The 20,111-nt window shown below is 38.9% G+C and carries 20 protein-coding genes and 1 riboswitch; of the genes, 15 read left to right on the top strand and 5 right to left on the bottom strand.

Features of this window, described 5'->3' with window-relative positions:
• Positions 1–3: 3 nt before the first annotated feature.
• Entirely contained in the window at positions 4–885 is an 882-nt protein-coding gene (gene rnhC / locus O3616_RS00215; protein WP_371637768.1) for a ribonuclease HIII, read from the bottom strand.
• Positions 886–971: 86 nt separating this feature from the next.
• Between rnhC and zapA the strand changes: the two genes are divergently transcribed.
• The 3 genes from zapA (at position 972) to O3616_RS00200 (ending at position 4,258) form a co-directional block, all read left to right on the top strand.
• Positions 972–1,274: a cell division protein ZapA gene (zapA, locus tag O3616_RS00210; protein WP_000002019.1), complete on the top strand. Its 303-nt coding sequence runs from the start codon at positions 972–974 to the stop codon at positions 1,272–1,274.
• Entirely contained in the window at positions 1,271–1,819 is a 549-nt protein-coding gene (locus O3616_RS00205) for a CvpA family protein (protein ID WP_000624513.1), read from the top strand. Before zapA ends, O3616_RS00205 begins: the two co-directional genes overlap by 4 nt.
• A gap of 102 nt (positions 1,820–1,921) precedes the next feature.
• Positions 1,922–4,258: an endonuclease MutS2 gene (locus O3616_RS00200; protein ID WP_371637767.1), complete on the top strand. Its 2,337-nt coding sequence runs from the start codon at positions 1,922–1,924 to the stop codon at positions 4,256–4,258.
• A gap of 49 nt (positions 4,259–4,307) precedes the next feature.
• Here the strand turns inward: O3616_RS00200 and O3616_RS00195 are convergent, their stop codons facing one another.
• Positions 4,308–5,237 carry a helix-turn-helix transcriptional regulator gene (locus O3616_RS00195; RefSeq protein WP_261058585.1) on the bottom strand — a complete coding sequence of 310 codons (930 nt, stop codon included), beginning with the start codon at positions 5,235–5,237 and terminating at the stop codon, positions 4,308–4,310.
• 212 nt (positions 5,238–5,449) lie between these two features.
• Between O3616_RS00195 and O3616_RS00190 the strand changes: the two genes are divergently transcribed.
• The 12 genes from O3616_RS00190 to O3616_RS00135 all read left to right on the top strand — a co-directional run bounded on the left by O3616_RS00190 (position 5,450) and on the right by O3616_RS00135 (position 16,697).
• Positions 5,450–5,977, top strand: a complete 528-nt coding sequence (locus O3616_RS00190; protein ID WP_261059252.1) for a hypothetical protein — start codon at positions 5,450–5,452, stop codon at positions 5,975–5,977.
• 9 nt (positions 5,978–5,986) lie between these two features.
• Entirely contained in the window at positions 5,987–7,525 is a 1,539-nt protein-coding gene (locus O3616_RS00185) for an Hsp70 family protein (RefSeq protein ID WP_261059251.1), read from the top strand.
• A gap of 12 nt (positions 7,526–7,537) precedes the next feature.
• A complete protein-coding gene (locus O3616_RS00180) occupies positions 7,538–8,905 on the top strand; it encodes a molecular chaperone DnaJ (RefSeq protein WP_371637766.1) in 1,368 nt (455 codons plus the stop codon).
• A 7-nt stretch (positions 8,906–8,912) separates the two neighbouring features.
• Positions 8,913–9,371, top strand: coding sequence for a nucleotide exchange factor GrpE (locus tag O3616_RS00175; protein WP_001288306.1), 459 nt, complete (start codon positions 8,913–8,915; stop codon positions 9,369–9,371).
• A gap of 27 nt (positions 9,372–9,398) precedes the next feature.
• Positions 9,399–10,208 carry a nuclease-related domain-containing protein gene (locus O3616_RS00170; RefSeq protein ID WP_239664903.1) on the top strand — a complete coding sequence of 270 codons (810 nt, stop codon included), beginning with the start codon at positions 9,399–9,401 and terminating at the stop codon, positions 10,206–10,208.
• A 257-nt stretch (positions 10,209–10,465) separates the two neighbouring features.
• Entirely contained in the window at positions 10,466–11,242 is a 777-nt protein-coding gene (locus O3616_RS00165; protein WP_049487017.1) for a hypothetical protein, read from the top strand.
• 177 nt (positions 11,243–11,419) lie between these two features.
• Complete coding sequence (locus O3616_RS00160; RefSeq protein WP_049487018.1) at positions 11,420–11,707, top strand: hypothetical protein; 288 nt, start codon at positions 11,420–11,422, stop codon at positions 11,705–11,707.
• Between the two features lie 353 nt (positions 11,708–12,060).
• On the top strand, positions 12,061–12,189 hold the full coding sequence (locus tag O3616_RS00155) for a hypothetical protein (RefSeq protein WP_236253688.1): 129 nt from the start codon (positions 12,061–12,063) through the stop codon (positions 12,187–12,189).
• A gap of 140 nt (positions 12,190–12,329) precedes the next feature.
• On the top strand, positions 12,330–13,385 hold the full coding sequence (locus O3616_RS00150; RefSeq protein WP_201058413.1) for a DUF6287 domain-containing protein: 1,056 nt from the start codon (positions 12,330–12,332) through the stop codon (positions 13,383–13,385).
• Positions 13,386–13,507: 122 nt separating this feature from the next.
• A riboswitch (glycine riboswitch) is annotated at positions 13,508–13,596 on the top strand.
• Positions 13,597–13,686: 90 nt separating this feature from the next.
• Positions 13,687–15,009 carry an alanine/glycine:cation symporter family protein gene (locus O3616_RS00145; RefSeq protein ID WP_371637765.1) on the top strand — a complete coding sequence of 441 codons (1,323 nt, stop codon included), beginning with the start codon at positions 13,687–13,689 and terminating at the stop codon, positions 15,007–15,009.
• Positions 15,010–15,140: 131 nt separating this feature from the next.
• Positions 15,141–15,689, top strand: coding sequence for a carboxymuconolactone decarboxylase family protein (locus O3616_RS00140; protein ID WP_371637764.1), 549 nt, complete (start codon positions 15,141–15,143; stop codon positions 15,687–15,689).
• A gap of 108 nt (positions 15,690–15,797) precedes the next feature.
• The gene (locus O3616_RS00135; protein WP_371637763.1) at positions 15,798–16,697 is read left to right on the top strand and encodes a TDT family transporter; all 900 of its coding nucleotides are present in this window, start codon (positions 15,798–15,800) and stop codon (positions 16,695–16,697) included.
• Positions 16,698–16,720: 23 nt separating this feature from the next.
• Here the strand turns inward: O3616_RS00135 and serS are convergent, their stop codons facing one another.
• The 3 genes from serS to O3616_RS00120 form a co-directional block, all read right to left on the bottom strand.
• Complete coding sequence (serS, locus tag O3616_RS00130) at positions 16,721–17,995, bottom strand: serine--tRNA ligase (protein WP_371637762.1); 1,275 nt, start codon at positions 17,993–17,995, stop codon at positions 16,721–16,723.
• 213 nt (positions 17,996–18,208) lie between these two features.
• Positions 18,209–18,580 (bottom strand): DUF956 family protein, encoded by a 372-nt coding sequence (locus O3616_RS00125; protein WP_000079349.1) that lies wholly within the window; start codon positions 18,578–18,580, stop codon positions 18,209–18,211.
• A gap of 2 nt (positions 18,581–18,582) precedes the next feature.
• Positions 18,583–19,947, bottom strand: a complete 1,365-nt coding sequence (locus O3616_RS00120) for an aspartate kinase (protein ID WP_120718965.1) — start codon at positions 19,945–19,947, stop codon at positions 18,583–18,585.
• Positions 19,948–20,111: the final 164 nt, after the last annotated feature.

The following is a 20,111-nucleotide window of genomic DNA, read 5'->3' as shown; positions in this document are numbered from 1 at the left end:
AACTTACCCTTCTAAGCGTTTTTTCGCTTTTTCAGTATTTTTAAAGTGCAATTTGGCGCAGAAATTGAGTCCTTGCATACCATAGGCTTGCAAAATCTGGTTAGCCACCTTATCAGAAGCCGTTCCAGCTCCACTTGGAAGTTGATAGCCCAGCTCTCGTCCCAGATTTTCAAGATTTTCTAGAAAGAGATCACGCGCAATGATAGAAGAAACTGCGACAGCCAAGTATTTGCCCTCAGCCTTTTCTTCTAAGCTAATAGGATTGCTGAAACGATTGGCCTCTTGTGCCAAGTACTTGTCATAATTTTTAGCACTGGTAAAGGCATCAATCACAATTTTCTCAGGCTGAATGCCTTTTTGAAGAAGGAGATAGATAGCCTGATTATGGAGGGCTACTTTAACAGAAACAGCATTGTAGCGGTCTCCGATGACCTCGTTGTACTTGCTTGGTGAGAGAAGAAGTGCCTGGTGTTGGATTTTTTCCTTGAGGATAGGGGCAATCTGACGAATCTTTTGGTCGGTCAGAGTCTTAGAATCTCCCACACCGAGTTTTCGCAAGAAGGCATGCTGGTCAGGTGTGACAAAGGAAGCCACAACTGCAAGCCCACCAAAGTAGGAACCATTCCCTACTTCATCTGTCCCAATCAAAGGGAGATTTTGTCCGCTAGTTTCCTCTACAACTTGATATCCAAAGAAACTAGCATATTTCTCGGCCCCTTCACCCTGAAGCAAGACCTTTCCAGAAGTATAGATAGAAACCGTTGCTTGAGGTAGTCGTAAAAAGTAGCGAATATAGGGATTCTTGCTGGGAGCCAGACTGGTTTGATAGTGTTCAAGAAAAGCCTGAATCTCCTTTTCGCTTGGTGTGAGTGTTATACTTGCCATAGTTTCTATTGTACCACAAAAGCAGGCAAATTTGTAAAAACTGACAAAATTAGCGAATTTTGGTATAATATCGTGAGGTGAATTTTATGGCAAATCTAAATCGATTCAAATTTACATTCGGGAAAAAATCATTAACCTTGACGAGCGAACATGATAACCTTTTTATGGAGGAAATCGCCAAGGTTGCGACAGAAAAATACCAAGCAATTAAAGAACAAATGCCTAGTGCAGATGATGAAACAATCGCTCTTTTGTTGGCAGTCAACTGTTTATCGACTCAACTCAGCCGTGAGATTGAATTTGATGATAAGGAGCAAGAATTAGAAGAATTGCGCCACAAGCTTGTGACTTGCAAGCAAGAACAGAGCAAGATTGAGGATTCCTTATGATTTCACTCCTTCTTCTATTGGTCTTGGCTTGGGGATTTTATATCGGCTATCGTAGAGGCCTGCTCTTACAGGTGTATTACCTGATTTCAGCCATGGCATCGGCTTTTGTGGCTGGCCAGTTTTATAAGGGGCTTGGAGAGCAATTTCATTTGCTGCTCCCTTATGCAAATCCACAGGAAGGTCAGGGAACTTTCTTTTTCCCATCGGATCAACTCTTTCAGTTGGATAAGGTCTTTTACGCAGGGATCGGCTACTTGCTTGTATTTGGGATTGTCTATAGCATTGGTCGTTTGCTTGGTCTCCTCTTACACTTGATTCCTAGTAAAAAACTGGGTGGTAAGTTGTTCCAAGTTTCAGCAGGGATCTTGTCCATGTTGGTGACCTTATTTGTCTTGCAAATGGCCTTGACCATACTAGCAACCATTCCCATGGCAGCTATACAAAATCCTCTTGAAAAGAGTATCGTCGCAAAACACATCATCCAGAGCATACCGGTAACAACCAGTTGGCTCAAACAAATTTGGGTGACAAATTTAATCGGATAAAAAGGGCAGGAGTTTTCCTAGCCCTTTGTTTACAGATTGACTCGAATCTATCAGAATGTAAAAAGCTACCACACCTAGACATTCAAAGACAAGGAAATAAAGATGAACAAGAAAATATTAGAAACATTAGAGTTCAATAAGGTCAAGGCCTTGTTTGAACCCCATTTGTTGACCGAGCAGGGGTTGGAGCAGTTGAGACAGCTGGCTCCGACTGCTAAAGCGGATAAAATCAAACAGGCTTTTGCTGAGATGAAGGAAATGCAGGCTCTCTTTGTCGAGCAACCGCATTTTACCATTCTTGCAACTAAGGAAATTGCAGTAGTCTGCAAGCGGTTGGAGATGGGAGCGGATCTCAATATCGAGGAGTTCCTACTCTTGAAGCGCGTGCTTCTTGCTAGCCGAGAATTGCAAAGTTTTTACTCCAATCTGGAAAATGTTAGCTTGGAAGAATTAGCTCTCTGGTTTGAGAAATTGCATGATTTTCCGCAAATACAAGGAAGTCTCCAGGCCTTTAATGATGCAGGTTTCATTGAAAATTTTGCCAGTGAAGAATTAGCGCGCATCCGTCGAAAAATCCATGATAGCGAGAGTCAGGTGCGCGATGTTTTACAGGACCTGCTTAAGCAAAAAGCACAGATGTTGACAGAAGAGATTGTTGCCAGTAGAAATGGCCGTCAGGTTTTACCAGTCAAAAACACCTACCGCAATAAAATTGCAGGTGTCGTTCATGATATTTCTGCTAGTGGAAATACCGTCTATATCGAACCCCGTGAGGTGGTCAAACTGAGCGAAGAAATTGCCAGTTTACGAGCAGATGAGCGCTATGAAATGCTTCGCATTCTCCAAGAAATTTCTGAACGTGTCCGTCCTCATGCGGCTGAAATTGCCAATGATGCTTGGATTATCGGCCATCTGGACTTGATTCGTGCCAAGGTCCGCTTTATCCAAGAAAGACAAGCAGTTGTTCCTCAGCTATCAGAAAACCAAGAGATTCAACTGCTCCATGTCTGTCATCCTCTGGTCAAAAATGCCGTCGCAAATGATGTCCATTTTGGCCAAGATTTAACAGCCATTGTCATTACAGGTCCCAATACAGGTGGGAAGACCATCATGCTCAAAACTCTCGGTTTGACACAGGTCATGGCCCAGTCAGGCTTACCTATTTTAGCAGATAAGGGAAGTCGTGTTGGTGTTTTTGAAGAAATCTTTGCTGATATTGGCGATGAACAGTCTATTGAACAGAGCTTGTCTACCTTCTCTAGCCACATGACCAATATTGTGGATATTCTTGGCAAGGTCAACCAACATTCACTCTTACTCTTGGATGAGTTGGGGGCTGGTACAGATCCCCAAGAGGGAGCAGCCCTTGCCATGGCTATTCTGGAGGATCTTCGCCTGCGTCAGGTCAAGACTATGGCGACGACCCACTATCCAGAACTCAAGGCCTACGGTATTGAGACAGCCTTTGTGCAAAATGCCAGCATGGAGTTTGATACTGCAACTCTACGCCCGACCTATCGCTTTATGCAGGGTGTTCCTGGTCGAAGCAATGCTTTTGAAATTGCTAAACGTCTAGGCCTATCTGAAGTTATCGTAGGGGATGCCAGTCAGCAGGTTGATCAGGACAATGATGTCAATCGGATTATTGAGCAACTGGAAGAGCAGACGCTGGAAAGTCGTAAACGCTTGGACAATATCCGTGAGGTGGAGCAAGAAAATCTCAAGATGAATCGTGCTCTCAAAAAACTCTACAATGAGCTTAATCGTGAAAAGGAAACAGAACTTAACAAGGCGCGTGAACAGGCTGCTGAGATTGTGGACATGGCCCTAAGTGAGAGTGACCAGATTCTTAAAAATCTCCACAGTAAATCTCAACTCAAGCCTCACGAAATCATTGAAGCCAAGGCCAAGTTGAAAAAATTGGCTCCTGAAAAAGTAGATTTGTCAAAAAATAAGGTTCTTCAAAAGGCTAAGAAAAAACGAGCTTCAAAGGTGGGAGATGATATTGTGGTGCTCAGCTATGGTCAGCGAGGTACCTTGACCAGTCAACTCAAGGATGGTCGCTGGGAAGCCCAAGTCGGATTGATTAAGATGACTTTAGAAGAGAAAGAATTTGACCTCGTTCAAGCCCAGCAAGAAAAGCAAGTCAAGAAGAAACAGGTCAATGTCGTGAAACGAACTTCTGGTCGTGGCCCACAAGCCAGACTGGACCTTCGAGGCAAGCGCTATGAAGAGGCCATGAATGAGCTAGATGCCTTTATCGACCAAGCCTTGCTTAATAATATGGCTCAAGTAGATATCATCCATGGTATCGGAACAGGTGTCATCCGTGAAGGTGTCACCAAATACCTACAAAGAAACAAGCATGTCAAGAGTTTCGGCTATGCCCCACAAAATGCTGGAGGCAGTGGTGCGACTATTGTGACATTTAAAGGATAAGAAAAGCCTGAGGAAATATATTGTTCCTCAAGCTTTTTTATTTTCTAGGTTAGATGTCTAGAGGTTGTCCAGTGTGATTGAGCTGTGTGACAGAGACAAAGAAATCCTCTCTCATTCGAGTCAGAAGTTGATTTGGATAGATTTTTTCAAAGTTATCAAGACTAGCAAAGATATGCTTAGCAAGTTCTAGACCTCTGACATCGTCTTGTCTGAGAAAATTATTAGCACGTTCCATGGAAATGCTAATCATCTCTGTCATCTTGGTACTCAGTAGAGGGAAAGTATTAATCACTTCCAAGGTCTTCAACGCTAGATTTTCAGCTTTATCATAGTAGCCATTAATAGAGTAATGCTTGATAGCAGTTCTTAAGCAGGCAATGTAGTAGTCAGCAGTACGGATTGAATGGTACTCTGTCTGTTTTTTTAGAGTGTCTAATAAATGGTAGAGTCTGTAGTCTAAAAATTCAATTGAAAAGTGAGGCAGGATAGATGAAAAGATATTCACCTCAATTTTATTCCAATCGTCCAATTCACTAAGATAGTTTTTTATATATTCTAGTTCTTGATAATCTTTTGGAGTCAGAAAAGAATCTCCGATGATGTTTGCGATAGCAAATTTATTGACTACACGATTGGCAATCACATAGTGTTCAGCGATCCCAGGATTTTCCATGGGTTGATTAATCAAACTAATGATCTTTTTAAATTCACGCTTATAGGCCAAATCAGCAACTTGAGCCTGTAATTTATGAAATTCCGTTGGAAACATCTGCGTTTTGAGACTATCAAAGGTCTCTTTATCAATTCCAATATTAGAAAGAATCTCTTCAAATTTTTGAATGGTTATTCGAGATTTCCCTTGCTCAAACTGACGTAAAAAATGTGGAGTCACCGTTGTGCCAGCAGCTTCCTTCTGAGTAAACCCTCTCTCCTCACGAATGGCCTTATATACTAATCCATAAATACTTTCATCTTGCATCCTAAAGCTCCTCGAGTCCTTTTTTCTATTCTATCATAATTCTACCAATTTTTAAGGTGATTTTAAGAAAAAAGTAATTATAGTTACGTTTTTTCGGGGGGGGGGGGGGGTAATTGTTTAATAAAGGTAAATATAAATACGCTTTTCGTAAATAAGGTAAAAAGCATGCTATACTGTAACCGTAAACAATAAGATTAAAAAGGAGATTGTTGATGATTAAATACAAAGAATTGAAAAGTTATATAGATGAATGGAGATATTATTCCGATGAGAACAATCCAAGATTGGATTTAGAATATTGCAAGACAAAAATTGTTGAGAAAGCAAAAGAGTTTGATCTTCCTTGTCAAATTGATGAAGAACAAATAAAACTCGGCGGTTTGTTCAATAAAGAGATTGAAGAATGTCTAGTTATTTCGCACCCAGATCATCAGAAAGACTATGTAAAGTTTTGTTTTCGTTTAAAAAACCAAGGATCAGTACAACTTCTGACTATAGATACTTTAGGTGAGAGTAAACAATTAAAAAAATACTATATATCAGAAGATAATAAAAGATTCAGAGAAGCAATTAGACAATCGGACTTGTCATTGGGTCAGAAATTAGGAGCTCAACTTAGTAACTTAACAGTTAGCGGTCTTAGAGCTTTAGGGAAAAATCAGAGCAAGATTGATGCAGAATTACAATACTGTGAGTTTTTAACAGAGGTACTAACACAGTTTAAATCAAATAATGATTAGGAGTGAAATATGAGCAAAGCAATTGGAATTGATTTAGGAACGACTTATTCAGCAGTATCTGTATTATCAGAGACTGGACAACCACAAATTTTATTGAATCAAGATGGTGAAAATTTAACCCCATCTGTTGTATTCTTTCAGGATTTTGATGGGAAAGATGAACCACTTGTTGGTATTCAAGCTAAAAATTTGGCAGCAAGTAGACCTGAAGCAGTTGTACAGTATGTCAAAAGACAGATGGGAAATCCAAACTGGAAGTTTGATTCTCCTAGTGATACTGTTTATACAGCAGAGGAAATTTCAGCAATCATTTTAAAAAGATTAAAAGAAGGAGCAGAAAATGCACTTGGTGACAAAGTAGAGGATGTTGTAATAACTGTTCCAGCTTATTTTGATGATGCCCGTAGAACAGCAACGAAACATGCTGGAGAAATTGCTGGACTTAATGTTTTACGAGTTTTAAATGAACCGACAGCCGCTGCACTTGCATACGGTATATCAGCAGAAAAAAATGAGACAGTATTGGTATACGATTTAGGTGGCGGAACTTTTGATGTCACATTAATGAAAATAAAAGATGGCGAGTTTGATGTTATTGCTACCGATGGAGATCGTAATCTAGGAGGGTTTGATTTTGATAACGCTTTATCAATGATTATTGCTGAAAAGATGGAAGAACAGGGAGCAGAGGATATTTATACGGATGAACATTTTACTGCCTTACTTCGTGAAAAATCAGAGAATACAAAGAGAGGGCTAACAACTGTAGAAAAAACAAATGTCTTTCTCGACTATAAAGGAAAAAGTTATAAAATTCCGATAACACGTGTAGAATTTGAAGAAGCAACAAAAAGTCTAATGAATCGTACAGAGGAGCTGTTAGATGATGTTGTTGAAGAATCTGGAATGTCATGGGATGAAATTGACCAAGTACTATTAATAGGTGGTTCAACTCGAATGCCAATGGTACAAAGAAAATTGGAAGAGAAAATTGGGAAGAAGATTGTATATTCTATTAATCCAGATGAAGCTGTAGCACAAGGAGCAGCTATTCAGGCAGCATTGGAAATCGCTAGTAAATCAGAAAGTGCAGATGTTAGTGAAACAGTTCGTGGATTAGCAGAAAAGTTAGTTGTTTCGGATGTCACTTCTCAAGCCTTGGGAACTCTGGCTCTTTCGAATGGTGTGCAAAGAAATACAATTATTATTCCTAAAAATTCTAAGGTACCAAACAAGTATTCTGAGTATTTTTCAACGGTTGCAGATAATCAACAAAATGTGTTAGTAGAGGTTACTCAAGGGGATGACGAGGATCCGCAATTTGTTACGGTTATAGGAGAGAGTACCATTAAATTACCAGGTGACTGGCCAGCAGGAACGGTTTTGAAGGTAACTTATCATTATGATGTCGATCAAACAGTTTTTGTAGAGGTACATGATTCGGATAATCACTTATTAGGGACTTTTGAAGTAGAGAGACAAGCAAATCTCGATAAAAGTGCTGTAGAAGTAGCTAGTCGTAAAATAAAAGATTTAACTATTGATTAGGGGAGGGACACAATGACGGTCATAAACTATTATGAAGAGTTAGGGATTTCAGAAACAAGTTCATTAGATGATGTTAAGAAAAGTATCAAGTCAAATAGAAGACGCTATCGCCAGTTGACAGGCTCACCAAATATTGATCAAAGATCAATGGCTGAGAGAAAGATGGAAGTCTTTGCACAGGCAGAAAAAGTATTTGAAAGTGAAGAAACCAGACAAAAATATGATAGGGAATTAGAAAATTCTAAACAAAGTTCTGAAGGAGTCCCTGATTCGACTCCAACTAATCATTCAAATACAAGTTATCTTGATTCAGCTAGGCAAGCCTTCTATTCAGGAAAGAAGTCATTAGCTTATTCCTACATTGAAGAAGCCTTAAAAATAAATCGAAATGATGCAGATGTTTGGTATTTCAAGGCTATGATTAGCCTTGAAGATAGAAAGTTATCGGATGCAGAATTAGCTATCAGTGAAGCTAATAGGTTGAGACCTAAAAATGCAGATATCTTATCCTTGTTAGGTGATGTTTATTGTGAACAGAATCAGCAGAAGTTTGCAATTCAGTATTATCAGGAAGCTTTTGAACTATCTAATGATTCCTTTTATCTTTTGAAAAAGGGGAGATCACTATTTTTATTCGAACAGTATAAACAGGTAGTAAAAGATGTTCGATATCTGTACGATCATTATTTAGAAGAAAATAAAAATAATGAAGAATATATTTATTACCTTTTATCATGCTCTTATAGAGAAATTGGAGATAATGAGGAAGCCTATAATTTTGCAAGAAAATTAGTAGATGTTTCAGATTCACTAGAGCATAAATTACATTATGCAGGTATTCTATTTTTGAAATCTGAAGATGAGTGTGAGAATTATTTAGATACCTTAAACGAACGCTATGGTAACAATAAAGATTTCCAGCAAGAGTATTTTAAGTTGTTATTAGATATCACGATAGAGCGTATGAAAAAAGCACCTGATACAGACGTTGAGGCTTTCTTTAGAAAATATATTGATCGAACAAAATATGAGAATGAAGCAGTTCTAGATAATAAGGCGCGTGTTCGAATTGCAGAGGCTTACTTGGCTAAGGCACAAAGTTTAGGGATTGAAAATAAAATTATAGATAATGATTTTTACAATGAATTTATTGAAAATAAAAATTATATCAATTATGCCACAACACGCCATTCACAAGGTATGGGATGTCTCATGTTCATCTTGGTTTTTGCAGCCAATTGGTTTTTGAGTGGTTTCTTTGATAAGTTTGTACATAGCTTTTGGATTAGTAACGCATTAAGTTTGGCATTGTTATCAAATATTGTCTTGTATTACAATTACCCTAAAGGATGGCAAATAAATAGAAGAAAGAAAGGATAAAGTTTTTATGAGTGAAGAAGTATTGCATGAAAAAGTTTCGTATATCGTAGATAAAGTTGAAGATATTGAATCTTTAATTACACGCCGTTTATTAGAAGATAAAGCAAAAAATAGTCTGATTGAAGAACTGAAGCAATATTTAATCTATAGACAGGATTTAGATAAGGGTGAGAAATTTGCTCCTTTTATGAAACAGATTCTTCAAGTTATTGATCGTATTGAATCATCTGAGGAAAAATCAGATTTGCTTACTTCAATTGCTGAAGAACTTCTGCAAATTCTTTCATTGAATGGATTACAAGTTATTGATAATAGTGGTATGATTGACCCAAGTATGCATGAGGTTGTTAATACAGTAGCAGTTACTGATGAACAAAGTGAAAATAATATTGTTGAAGTATTACAAAAAGGATATTTGTTAAATAACAGGGTTCTTAGACCAAGTAAAGTGACTATTGCTAAATAAGGTATTTTTTAGGAGGTGGAGAAATTGTTGCGCTTTTTTAAGCATCGCAGAAACATACTATATTTTATATTAGGATTTCTTTGGGGCAGAAGACAGAATGCTAAGGTTTCTTCAGAACCACCTACTCCTTCCACACCTAAAAATAGTGAACTTCCCAGTATTTCCAAGGCAACTCATAATGGTAAAATGACGGGATTTGAACCACAAAAACTTAAGACTTATCAACTTTATCAGCATGAATTGATGTTTGGAGAACCTGGAAAAGGATTGAATAAATCAGGATTCGATGAATCTGCTGTTAATCTTGGTCAAGAGGGTGAAATCAATTTTGCTAAAGCATTACAAAAAAAAGGGCTTTTAGAAAAACTAGTTACCTTTTGGTCTGTTCATAATCTCAATTTAGAAGATGAAAGGGTGGATGCAGATATTGATTGTGTTATTGTTTCTGGATCTACAATTTGGTTAGTAGATTTAAAATTTTATGCTTCAGGAAATGTGATTTATAGAGAAGCGGATGGTTTATTGTACACTATAGATAGTGCTACAGGAGCTCAAATAGGCAGACCTAAAAAAATGTCCCCTAACATGTCTTATGCAGAAGAAAGCTTTTCCCATAAATTTGCAAATTTACTAAAATATTATCGTTTGGAAACACGTGTTGTCTTGATGCCGACCTATAAGGGTGCAGGTAGATTGGATAATGTCTTTTGGCCAGGTCAGATTAAGGCTGTTAGTCTAGAAGAGATGTTAGATGAGTTATCTAGGGAGGATAAGTTTAGGGATACAATTGGTGGACAGATGATTCGGCAGACATTTAATTTACTTTTGAAACGTTAAATTATGTAAAAATAGTAAAGTATTTGATGTTATAGATTTTTTATATGAATTATATATCAAGAATAATATGAGCCGAATTGAATTTACTAGGACTTATACAATCCAGTAAAATATTTCTAAGTAAGTATTAGAAATTATTTTAATCAGTTCAGATTAATGTTTATCTACAAATTATTAAACAAATATAGGGGGGTGCTTGAAGGTTGTCATGGTTTTAAGAAATGATAAATTGGATGGATAGGAGAGCTGGAAGTTATATGAGAACAAACATTTTAAAATTAAGTCAATTCTTGAATATTTTCTATTTAAAAATTGCTTTACTAATATTCTCGTGCTTGTATTTTATCGCTCCATGGTTCATTGTATTAAAGGATTTTGAAACATATAAAGTTCAATATCCAGCTGTTATTGGAATAGCTGAGTTTATCGTTTTAACATCTTTCTTAGTTTTTGTATATATTTCACCAATATTCTTTGTGATTTTTCTATATAAAATAATTGTGGGCAGTATTAATGTAAGACGCTGTTTGATACAGATAAAGAATTACAAATTCTATATGATTGTTTTGAATAGAATACCACTACATACATTTATGGTTTATTTTTCATCAGTATTGTTATGGTTAATGTATCTTACAAAACCAGTGGATTTGAGTAATGTTTTACCTTTGCCAATTATCTTACCTCTTGAAAAGATAAATCCCTTCTATATGATTCTAGGATATTGGTTATTAAATAAGCGATGTGAATATCAGTTGCATCAGTACCTTTATCCTGTGATGAGAGGGAGTTCTCATGACGTTAGAATTTATGCACTGCCAGAGGAACTTTTTATCTGGAATAGGAATAGAAGTCAAAAAATTGGTAAGTGGAAACGAGATAGAAGGTACAATACGACCGCTGATCTAGTAGAAGCTCAAATTGGTTATAGTAAGTTTCCGTTTTTTTTGCTGGCAACAAAATGGTCAGTGGATCCTTATGAACAAAACTGGACAATTGGAGAAAAGGCATATTTGACAAGTAAGTGGAAATGATAAAATAGAAAGTCTTTATTCTAATGACTATAGAAAAGCCTAAGTATATTTCTTTTTCATAAAACAATTTCATTTGCTAATCAAATAAAAGATAAACACAGATACTCTTTTCATAAATATAGTAGAGTCCACCCCTTACTGTAACCGTAAACAATAAAAATTTAAAGGAGATTGTTGATGATGAAGTCAAAAACAGTTTTAGTGACTAGTCTAGCGGCTGCAACACTTGGTCTTGTCTCTCTTGTAGACACAGCAGGAGTTCTACCTTTTTCAGCACAAACAGTGCGTGCTGAAATTACTCGTACCGAGAATCATGAGGTAAAATCTAAGATTACTCCAGGTTCAGAAAATGAAAAAATCTATGTTGATATGACTGTTCAAAGTGTACCTGGTAGCTCATATGCGTATATACGAGCAGATCTTATAAATAAAAATACTGGAAAAAAGCTAAAAAAGAAGCTTTAGGAAGAAGATTTGATGCTGCGCCTGTACCCCGTACTGTACAAGATTCTACAACTTTTTCAAGTGTACCTGATGGAGAATATTATCTAAAATTTTATAGTGAAGATGAACTAACTTCTAAAACTTTACATATTTTCAGCGGTATATAAGCGACATTCACTGTTAAGAATGAAAAATATGTCAATCCTCTAGAAACGTCCAATAAACCTGAAACACCAAAACAAGAGAAATCGACACCAACACCAATACCTAAAATTCAAACTGGTTGGTCAGGTAACTCATACTACCAAAATGGTAAAAAAGTCATTAACAATTGGGTTTTTGATGTTCATTACAATAGTTACTACTTTATCAATGTGAATGGAAATTATGTTCAAAATGCTTGGTCAGGTAATTACTATCTTAAATCAAATGGTAAGATGGCTGTGAATGAACGCACGCCAGATGGTTATCGTGTAGATGCATCAGGTAAATGGATTCGCTAGAATTATAGCTTGTGAGAGATGACCTATAACAAATAAATAGAAACGGAAAATAATTTTCGGATAGGTAACATTTTGATAAAATAAAAATACCGAAAGGAATTGGCACATGCTGATTCCTTTCTCTTAGATAAAGGAGTAATATGAAAAAGTTTTTATTAGTCACAACGCTTTTACTGACACTGGTTTTGGGAGGCTGTCAGTATCTACCATGGAACAAAAGCGCGGAAACACCATCTTATTCAACATCAGATACATCTGCGGCAAGTCCAGAGATAGATTGCAGTTACTACAATAAGGTTTTGGATGACTATGAAAAAGTAGCTAAAGGCACCTTGCCGACTGGTATGGATGTCAATCCCCTAGCTAGTCAAGTAAAGTCTTCTCAAGGTTTTTACACAGATGTGGTTTACCACAAGACAGATTTGAATAACGACGGAGTGGATGAACTCTTGCTTGCTCTTGAAATGAAGAGCGGCGAAAAGAGTTTACTTGATATTCGTACTTTGAAAGATGGAAAGGTGATCCGTCTGACCAATCAAGAAAATCGTTTAGACCAGATTGGTGAGAGAATGACAGTCGGTATCCTGCCAGACAATTCTCTGCTCTATCGTGGATCTAGTTCGGCAACGAGTCATATTTATGCTTACTACCAATTTAGTGAGGATGGACAGTCTTTGGTAAAAGTTAAGGAAGCTCAAGAGTTAGCAGATCTTGGTGTCGGTTCGCCCATTTCTCTAGAAACCCTAAGTTGGAAGTCAGTTTCAGATAAACTTCCTGGAGGAAGTAATTCAGACAAGGGGACAGCTGCAACAGCATCTTCAACTACCAAAACAGCTTCAGGGAAAATGGATATAAACGCCATCAAAAATGGAGATTTTTCTAGTATTGAGGGAAGATGGAGTACAGGAAATGGGGGACAGGATCTAGTTTTTAGTAAAAATGGCTTAATAGAACCAGCAGAATTTTATGTGGATATCAATGATGCTGTTTTTAAAGATGGATATATAATTACAAGTTATAAAGCTCCAACTATTAGGGCGCAACTCGATATGATTCCTGCTGGAGTGGTTATTCCGACAGTTACTGAGCCAAATTTTGTAGAAGATGCATCTGATACTAGTAGAGACCGAATGATTATTCACCAAGCACCTCACGCACATGGGAATGATCAATCCTTCTTCTACAAAGTCAAATAAGAATTTTCTAAAACACATTGACAAAAGCCAACATTTTTTGTAAAATAAGAATCAATTAAATACCAACACCGAATGAAGTTTAATAGAAGTGGTAAATCGTTTGATTTTTCATGACTGTAAATGGACGGAACTCTGGAGAGACCGTAAAGGCACCGAAGGGGCAAGGCAGGTAACTGCTCAAACTCTCAGGTAAAAGGACAGAGCTAGGATAGACCGCTTTTTAGCATTTATCTAAGCATTCCAGAGTACATGTATCTTGCATGTGCTCTTTCTTTTGGGGTTGAAAAGATAGGAGAAGGAAATGTTAGAATTGCTTAAATCAATCGATGCTTTTGCTTGGGGCCCACCTCTTTTGATTTTATTGGTCGGAACAGGAATTTACCTAACTGCTCGTCTAGGACTTTTGCAGGTTTTTCGTCTGCCCAAGGCTTTCCAGCTTATTTTTACTAAGGACAAGGGGCATGGCGATGTATCCAGCTTTGCGGCCTTGTGTACAGCCCTAGCAGCGACAGTTGGTACGGGAAATATTATCGGGGTGGCGACGGCTATCAAGGTCGGTGGACCAGGAGCCCTCTTTTGGATGTGGATGGCTGCTTTCTTTGGGATGGCTACCAAGTATGCGGAAGGACTCTTGGCGATTAAATATCGCACAAAGGACGACCATGGTGCAGTAGCGGGAGGTCCCATGCACTATATCCTTCTAGGGATGGGAGAAAAGTGGCGACCACTTGCTATCTTCTTTGCCCTGGCAGGTGTGCTAGTAGCTTTATTAGGAATCGGAACCTTCACCCAAGTCAACTCGATTACAGAATCTATCCAAAATACAACGACTATTTCGCCAGCTATCACGGCTCTCGTTTTGTCTGTATTAGTAGCGATTGCCGTTTTTGGCGGACTCAAGTCCATTTCAAAGGTTTCAACTACTGTTGTTCCTTTTATGGCTATTATTTATATTTTGGGAACTCTTACAGTTATTTTCTTTAATATTGGAAAAATTCCTTCTACAATCGCTTTAATCTTGACATCCGCTTTTAGTCCGGTTGCTGCGGTAGGTGGATTTGCCGGTGCTAGCATTCGGATGGCTATTCAAAATGGTGTGGCGCGTGGTGTGTTCTCAAACGAATCTGGTTTGGGTTCGGCTCCCATTGCAGCGGCTGCGGCTAAGACAAATGAACCGGTAGAGCAAGGCTTGATTTCCATGACAGGAACCTTTATTGACACCCTCATTATCTGTACTCTGACTGGTTTGACCATCTTGGTGACTGGTGTTTGGAGTGGTGACTTAAATGGGGTTGCCTTGACTCAGTCAGCCTTCTCAACAGTCTTTTCACACTTTGGACCTGCCCTTTTGACCATCTTCCTTGTGCTCTTTGCATTTACAACGATTCTAGGTTGGAACTACTACGGTGAACGCTGTTTTGAGTTTCTCTTTGGCGTTCGCTTTATCTGGCTCTATCGAGTGGTCTTTGTACTCATGGTCTTGTTGGGAGGATTTATCGAGTTGGATATGGTTTGGATTATCGCAGATATTGTCAACGCTTTGATGGCTCTGCCAAACTTGATTGCCCTCTTAGTCTTATCACCAGTCGTTCTTGCTGAGACTAAAAAGTATTTTGACAAATAATGAAATCACACATCGCGTGTGATTTTTTGCTTTCATAAAAAATTTCTATCAGTGCAATTTAAAATATATATTATACACGGTATAGAATCTGTGATAGACTAGGTTTCAACAACATGAAAAGAGGTTTTATAATGACAACATTTACCATCCATACAGTCGAATCAGCACCAGCAGAAGTGAAAGAAGTTCTTGAAACAGTAGAAAAAGATAACAATGGCTATATTCCTAACCTAATCGGTCTCTTGGCTAATGCACCCACTGCTTTAGAGGCTTACCGTACTGTCGGAGCTATCAACCGTCGCAACAGCCTGACACCCGTTGAGCGTGAAGTGGTGCAAATCACGGCAGCTGTGACCAATGGTTGTGCCTTCTGCGTCGCAGGTCACACAGCCTTTTCAATCAAACAAATCCAGATGAACGATGACCTTCTTCAAGCCCTTCGCAATCGGACTCCAATTGAAACAGATCCTAAACTGGACACCCTAGCTAAGTTTACCTTGGCAGTTATCAATACCAGGGGTCGTGTAGGAGATGAAGCCCTATCTGAGTTTCTAGAAGCTGGTTACACCCAACAAAATGCCTTGGATGTGGTTCTTGGTGTCAGCCTAGCAAGCCTCTGTAACTATGCCAATAACCTAGCCAATACACCAATTAATCCAGAATTGCAACCTTATGCTTAATTCATATCTGAGTAAAATGAAGTCTGAAATAATCGGACTTCATTTTTTATCCCCTCATTTAAGCGCTTTTATGCTATACTGAAACTAACATGATTATTGGAGGTTAGAATGAAAAAACTCCCCTTGGTATTTTCTGGATGTTTGCTAGGTTTAGCAGGAGCTGGAAATCTTATTTTAGATACGTTGCCGGTTCTGTCCCATCTGTTGAGTCTAGCAGGTTTGGTTTTGTGGATTTACTTTCTGCTTCTTCATCTCTTTAATTGGAAAGAAACAAAGCAAGAATTGACCAAGCCCCCTCTTTTGTCAGGAATGGCGACCTTTCCCATGGCTGGGATGATTTTATCTACCTATGTTTTTCGCGTCTTCCCTCATCTTCCTTTGGTAGCGCAAGGGCTCTGGTGGTTTTCATTTCTCTTGGATGTAGCCTTGATTGCTGGTTTCACCATCAAGTTTGCTTATCCGGGTCGGAGGGTTCATGCGACTCCTAGCTGGACGGTTCTCTATGTGGGGATAGCAGTAGCAGCCTTGACCTATCCTCTTGTAGGCATCATTGAAATTGCCTATGCGACATTGAGTTTTGGTTTTCTCTTGACCTTCTATCTCTATCCCCTTATTTATAGCGATTTAAAGAAACATCCACTCCCTGTAGCCATGCTTGGACAGGAAGGAATCTACTGTGCTCCTTTCTCTCTGCTCTTAGCTTCCTTGGTTCGAGTTGGAGGAGTCAGCCTACCGACTTGGCTCTTGATCGTAATGATTTTTGCATCTCAATCCTTCTTTTTCTTTGTTTTAACTCGTCTGCCCAATATTTTAAAACAAGGCTTTCAACCAGCTTTTTCAGCCCTCACTTTTCCAACCATTATTACAGCTACTTCGCTCAAGATGGCTCAAGGAATCTTGAAACTTCCATTTTTAGATTATCTGGTAATGGCTGAAACAGTTATATGCCTAACTATTTTATTCTTTGTATTAGGCGCTTATCTGATTTGGTTACGAAAAAAGGTCTAGCTAACAATAGCTAAACCTTATTTTTATGGTTTGATAACTTCAGCGCCACCCATGTATGGACGAAGTGCTTCTGGGATGGTTACAGAACCATCTTCATTTTGATAGTTTTCAAGAATAGCAGCCACTGTACGTCCAACTGCAAGTCCAGACCCGTTCAAGGTGTGAAGGAGTTTCACCTTACCATCTGCTTCATCACGGTAACGGATTTGGGCACGACGGGCTTGGAAATCTTCTGTGTTTGAACAGCTTGAGATTTCACGGTAGGTATTTTGCGCTGGAATCCAAACTTCCAAGTCGTAAGTTTTCGCAGCTGAGAAGCCCATATCTCCTGTAGAGAGCGCAACGACACGGTATGGAAGGTTGAGTTTTTGAAGGATATTTTCAGCGTTGGCAGTCATTTTTTCCAATTCTTCGTAAGATTCTTCTGGCTTGGCAAATTTAACCATTTCAACCTTGTGGAATTGGTGCAAACGAATCAAGCCACGAGTATCACGACCAGCAGAACCAGCCTCAGAACGGAATGAAGGACTCATAGCAGTGAAGTAGATTGGCAGGTCTTTACCGTCAAGGATTTCATCACGGTAGTAGTTTGTTAGAGGAACTTCAGCTGTAGGAATAAGGACGTAATTGCTGTCGCTGAGTTCAAAAGTATCTTCTTTGAATTTTGGATATTGACCCGTACCAAACATAGAATCGTGGTTAACCATGTAAGGTGTGATGACTTCAGTATAGCCTTCTTTCCCATGCTCATCCAACATAAAGTTGTAGATGGCACGTTCCAAACGAGCACCGAGACCTTTATAGAAGAGGAAACGAGCGCCTGTTACCTTACCACCACGTTCCCAGTCAAGGATACCAAGCTCTTCACCAAGATCCCAGTGAGCTTTTGGCTCGAAATCGAACTCGCGTGGAGTGCCCCAACGACGAACTTCCACATTGTCATCTTCGTCAGCCCCAACAGGAACACTGTCAGCTGGAATATTTGGAAGAGTAGTGGTAAATTCTGTCAATTTAGCATCGATTTCGGCCAATTCAGCATCCAAGGCTTTGACCTCAGCAGATAGAGTTTGCATGGCAGCAATCTTGTCATCTGCATTTTCCTTGTTGCGCTTAGCTTGGGCAATCTCAGCTGAAACTGTGTTACGTTCAGCCTTGAGAGTTTCAACCTTGACCAAGATGTCACGACGTTTAGCATCGATTTCTTTCATTTCATTCAAGACAGCAGCATCTACACCACGTGTAGCCAATTTTTCTGCGACAGCATCAAAGTCTGTACGAATACGTTTGATATCTAACATAAGAACTCCTTTATGAAAAAAGCACACCTGACAAAGCGTTGGAGTGGCAGGGCCACGGTTCCATCCAACTTCACAGGTGTGCACTTGATTGTGTATGCAATTGTTACTAACGGTAGAATTTCACCTATCCCTCCTATCTGCTCGCAGCATCCGCAGACTTTCTGAAAGAAGAAGATAACCTACTTATCCGTTGCTATGATTATACTAAAGTTTCTACTTTTTTGCAAATAGATTTTTAAATTTTTGACCAATGGTCTGAATCAGAGTCGGAAGCTTGACGACCTTGTCGTTGCCCAGTTTTTCGCGAGCAATTTTGAGGATGGCACCTGAGTCTTTTGAAGCAAAGAGGAATTTTCCTCTGTCTGTAAAGACTTCGAAGTGGCGACTGATTTTGCGACCAGTGACATTGGCCCCAATCTGGTTGATATGACTCCAAGGAATCTGGATAAATTGTTCAACATTGACATCTGGGTAAAATTCTAAAGCCTGATCTCCGACAAGAAATTTCCCAACTTTCCCAGCTATAGAGAGGTAGGAGGTGCCTGTCGTATTGAGGAGCACTGTTTTGTTAAGTGATTGAGCCATGCTTAGTCTTCCTTACTTTCGCCGAAAAAGGCATTGTAGAGGGCTTTAATAGCTGCTTTCTCTTGGTCCTTATGGACAACAAACATAATAGACACTTCACTAGAACCTTGAGACATCATCTGGATGTTGATCTTATTTTCAGATAGAGCACGTGTCGCAGTAGCAGTTACTCCGATATGGCTCTTCATCTTTTCTCCAACAATCATAATGATTGAAAGGTCGTGCTCGATTTCTGCATGGTCTACTTCAGCCTTTTGAACCAACTGACGAAGGATTTCTTCTTCCTTAATAGGAGTTAGTTCGCGAGAACGGAGAATGATTGAAAGATCGTCGATACCTGTTGGCATATGTTCCCAACCGATATTAAGATCTTCAAGGATTTGAAGAACCTTGCGTCCAAATCCAACCTCACGGTTCATGAGATATTTAGACATGTTGATGCTGACAAAGCCAGAGTCACCGGCAATTCCCACAACTGGGAATTCATCACTACTATGTTTTAGAACGATACGAGTACCTGGATGGTCAGGATTGTTGGTATTCTTGATAACGAGAGGGATTTTTCCACGGTAGGCAGGAAGAAGGGCTTCGTCATGAAGGACTGAGAATCCTGCATAGGCCAACTCACGCATTTCACGATAGGTCAACTCAGGGATAGAGTGTGGTTGGTGAATAATTCCTGGGTGGGCTGCAAAGATACCATCAACATCCGTAAAGTTTTCATAGAGGTCTGCCTTAACACCGGCAGCAATGATAGAACCTGTAATGTCTGATCCTCCACGTGAGAAGGTACAGATTTGATTTTCCTTGGTAACTCCAAAGAAACCAGGAATGACAAGAACTTCATTTGTATTTGTCAATTCCTCAATCTTGTCATAACTTGATGGAATGATGCGAGCGTGACCAGGTTCACTTGTGACCACAATACCAGCTTCTCTAGGGTGAACATAGCGTGCATCGATACCGTTTTGATTAAAGTAGGCAGCAATCAATTTAGCATTGTTATTTTCACCGGCTGCTAGAAAAGTGTCGTAGAGAAATTCATTTTCATCAATAGGAAGAGTGGCCAAGGCGCGAATGCTTTTGGAAATTTTTTCTAGCACAGCTGGTTTTAGCCCTAGTTCACTCACCATAGCAGCATAGCGGTCGATAATCCAGTTTTGACTCTTACTAATATCGTTACCAGCAACATAGTCGCGGTAGTATTTAATCAAGGCATCCGTAACCTTAGTATCTTCAGCATTGCGTTTACCAGGCGCAGAAACGACAACAAAACGACGCTCTGAATCGCTTTTGACGATGTTTAAAACTTTTTCTAATTGACTAGCAGAGGCAAGAGAGCTACCTCCAAATTTAACAACCTTCATAAGAACTCCTAAAGTAAGTATTTTATACGATTATAGCAGAAAGAAAGCCTTTTTTCAAATGAAGAAAATAATCCATTTTACAGGGAAAGATAAGGAATCTAAAATCGGCTGAGACACTTATTACATTCTTATTCTTGCTTTTTTAGAATAAAAAAGATATACTT

The sequence above is a fragment of the Streptococcus sp. 27098_8_86 genome, assembly GCF_041432595.1.
GTDB lineage: Bacteria > Bacillota > Bacilli > Lactobacillales > Streptococcaceae > Streptococcus > Streptococcus pneumoniae_F.
Note: the sequence above shows the minus strand (reverse complement) of the source record. Positions and strands in the feature narration are given on the sequence as shown.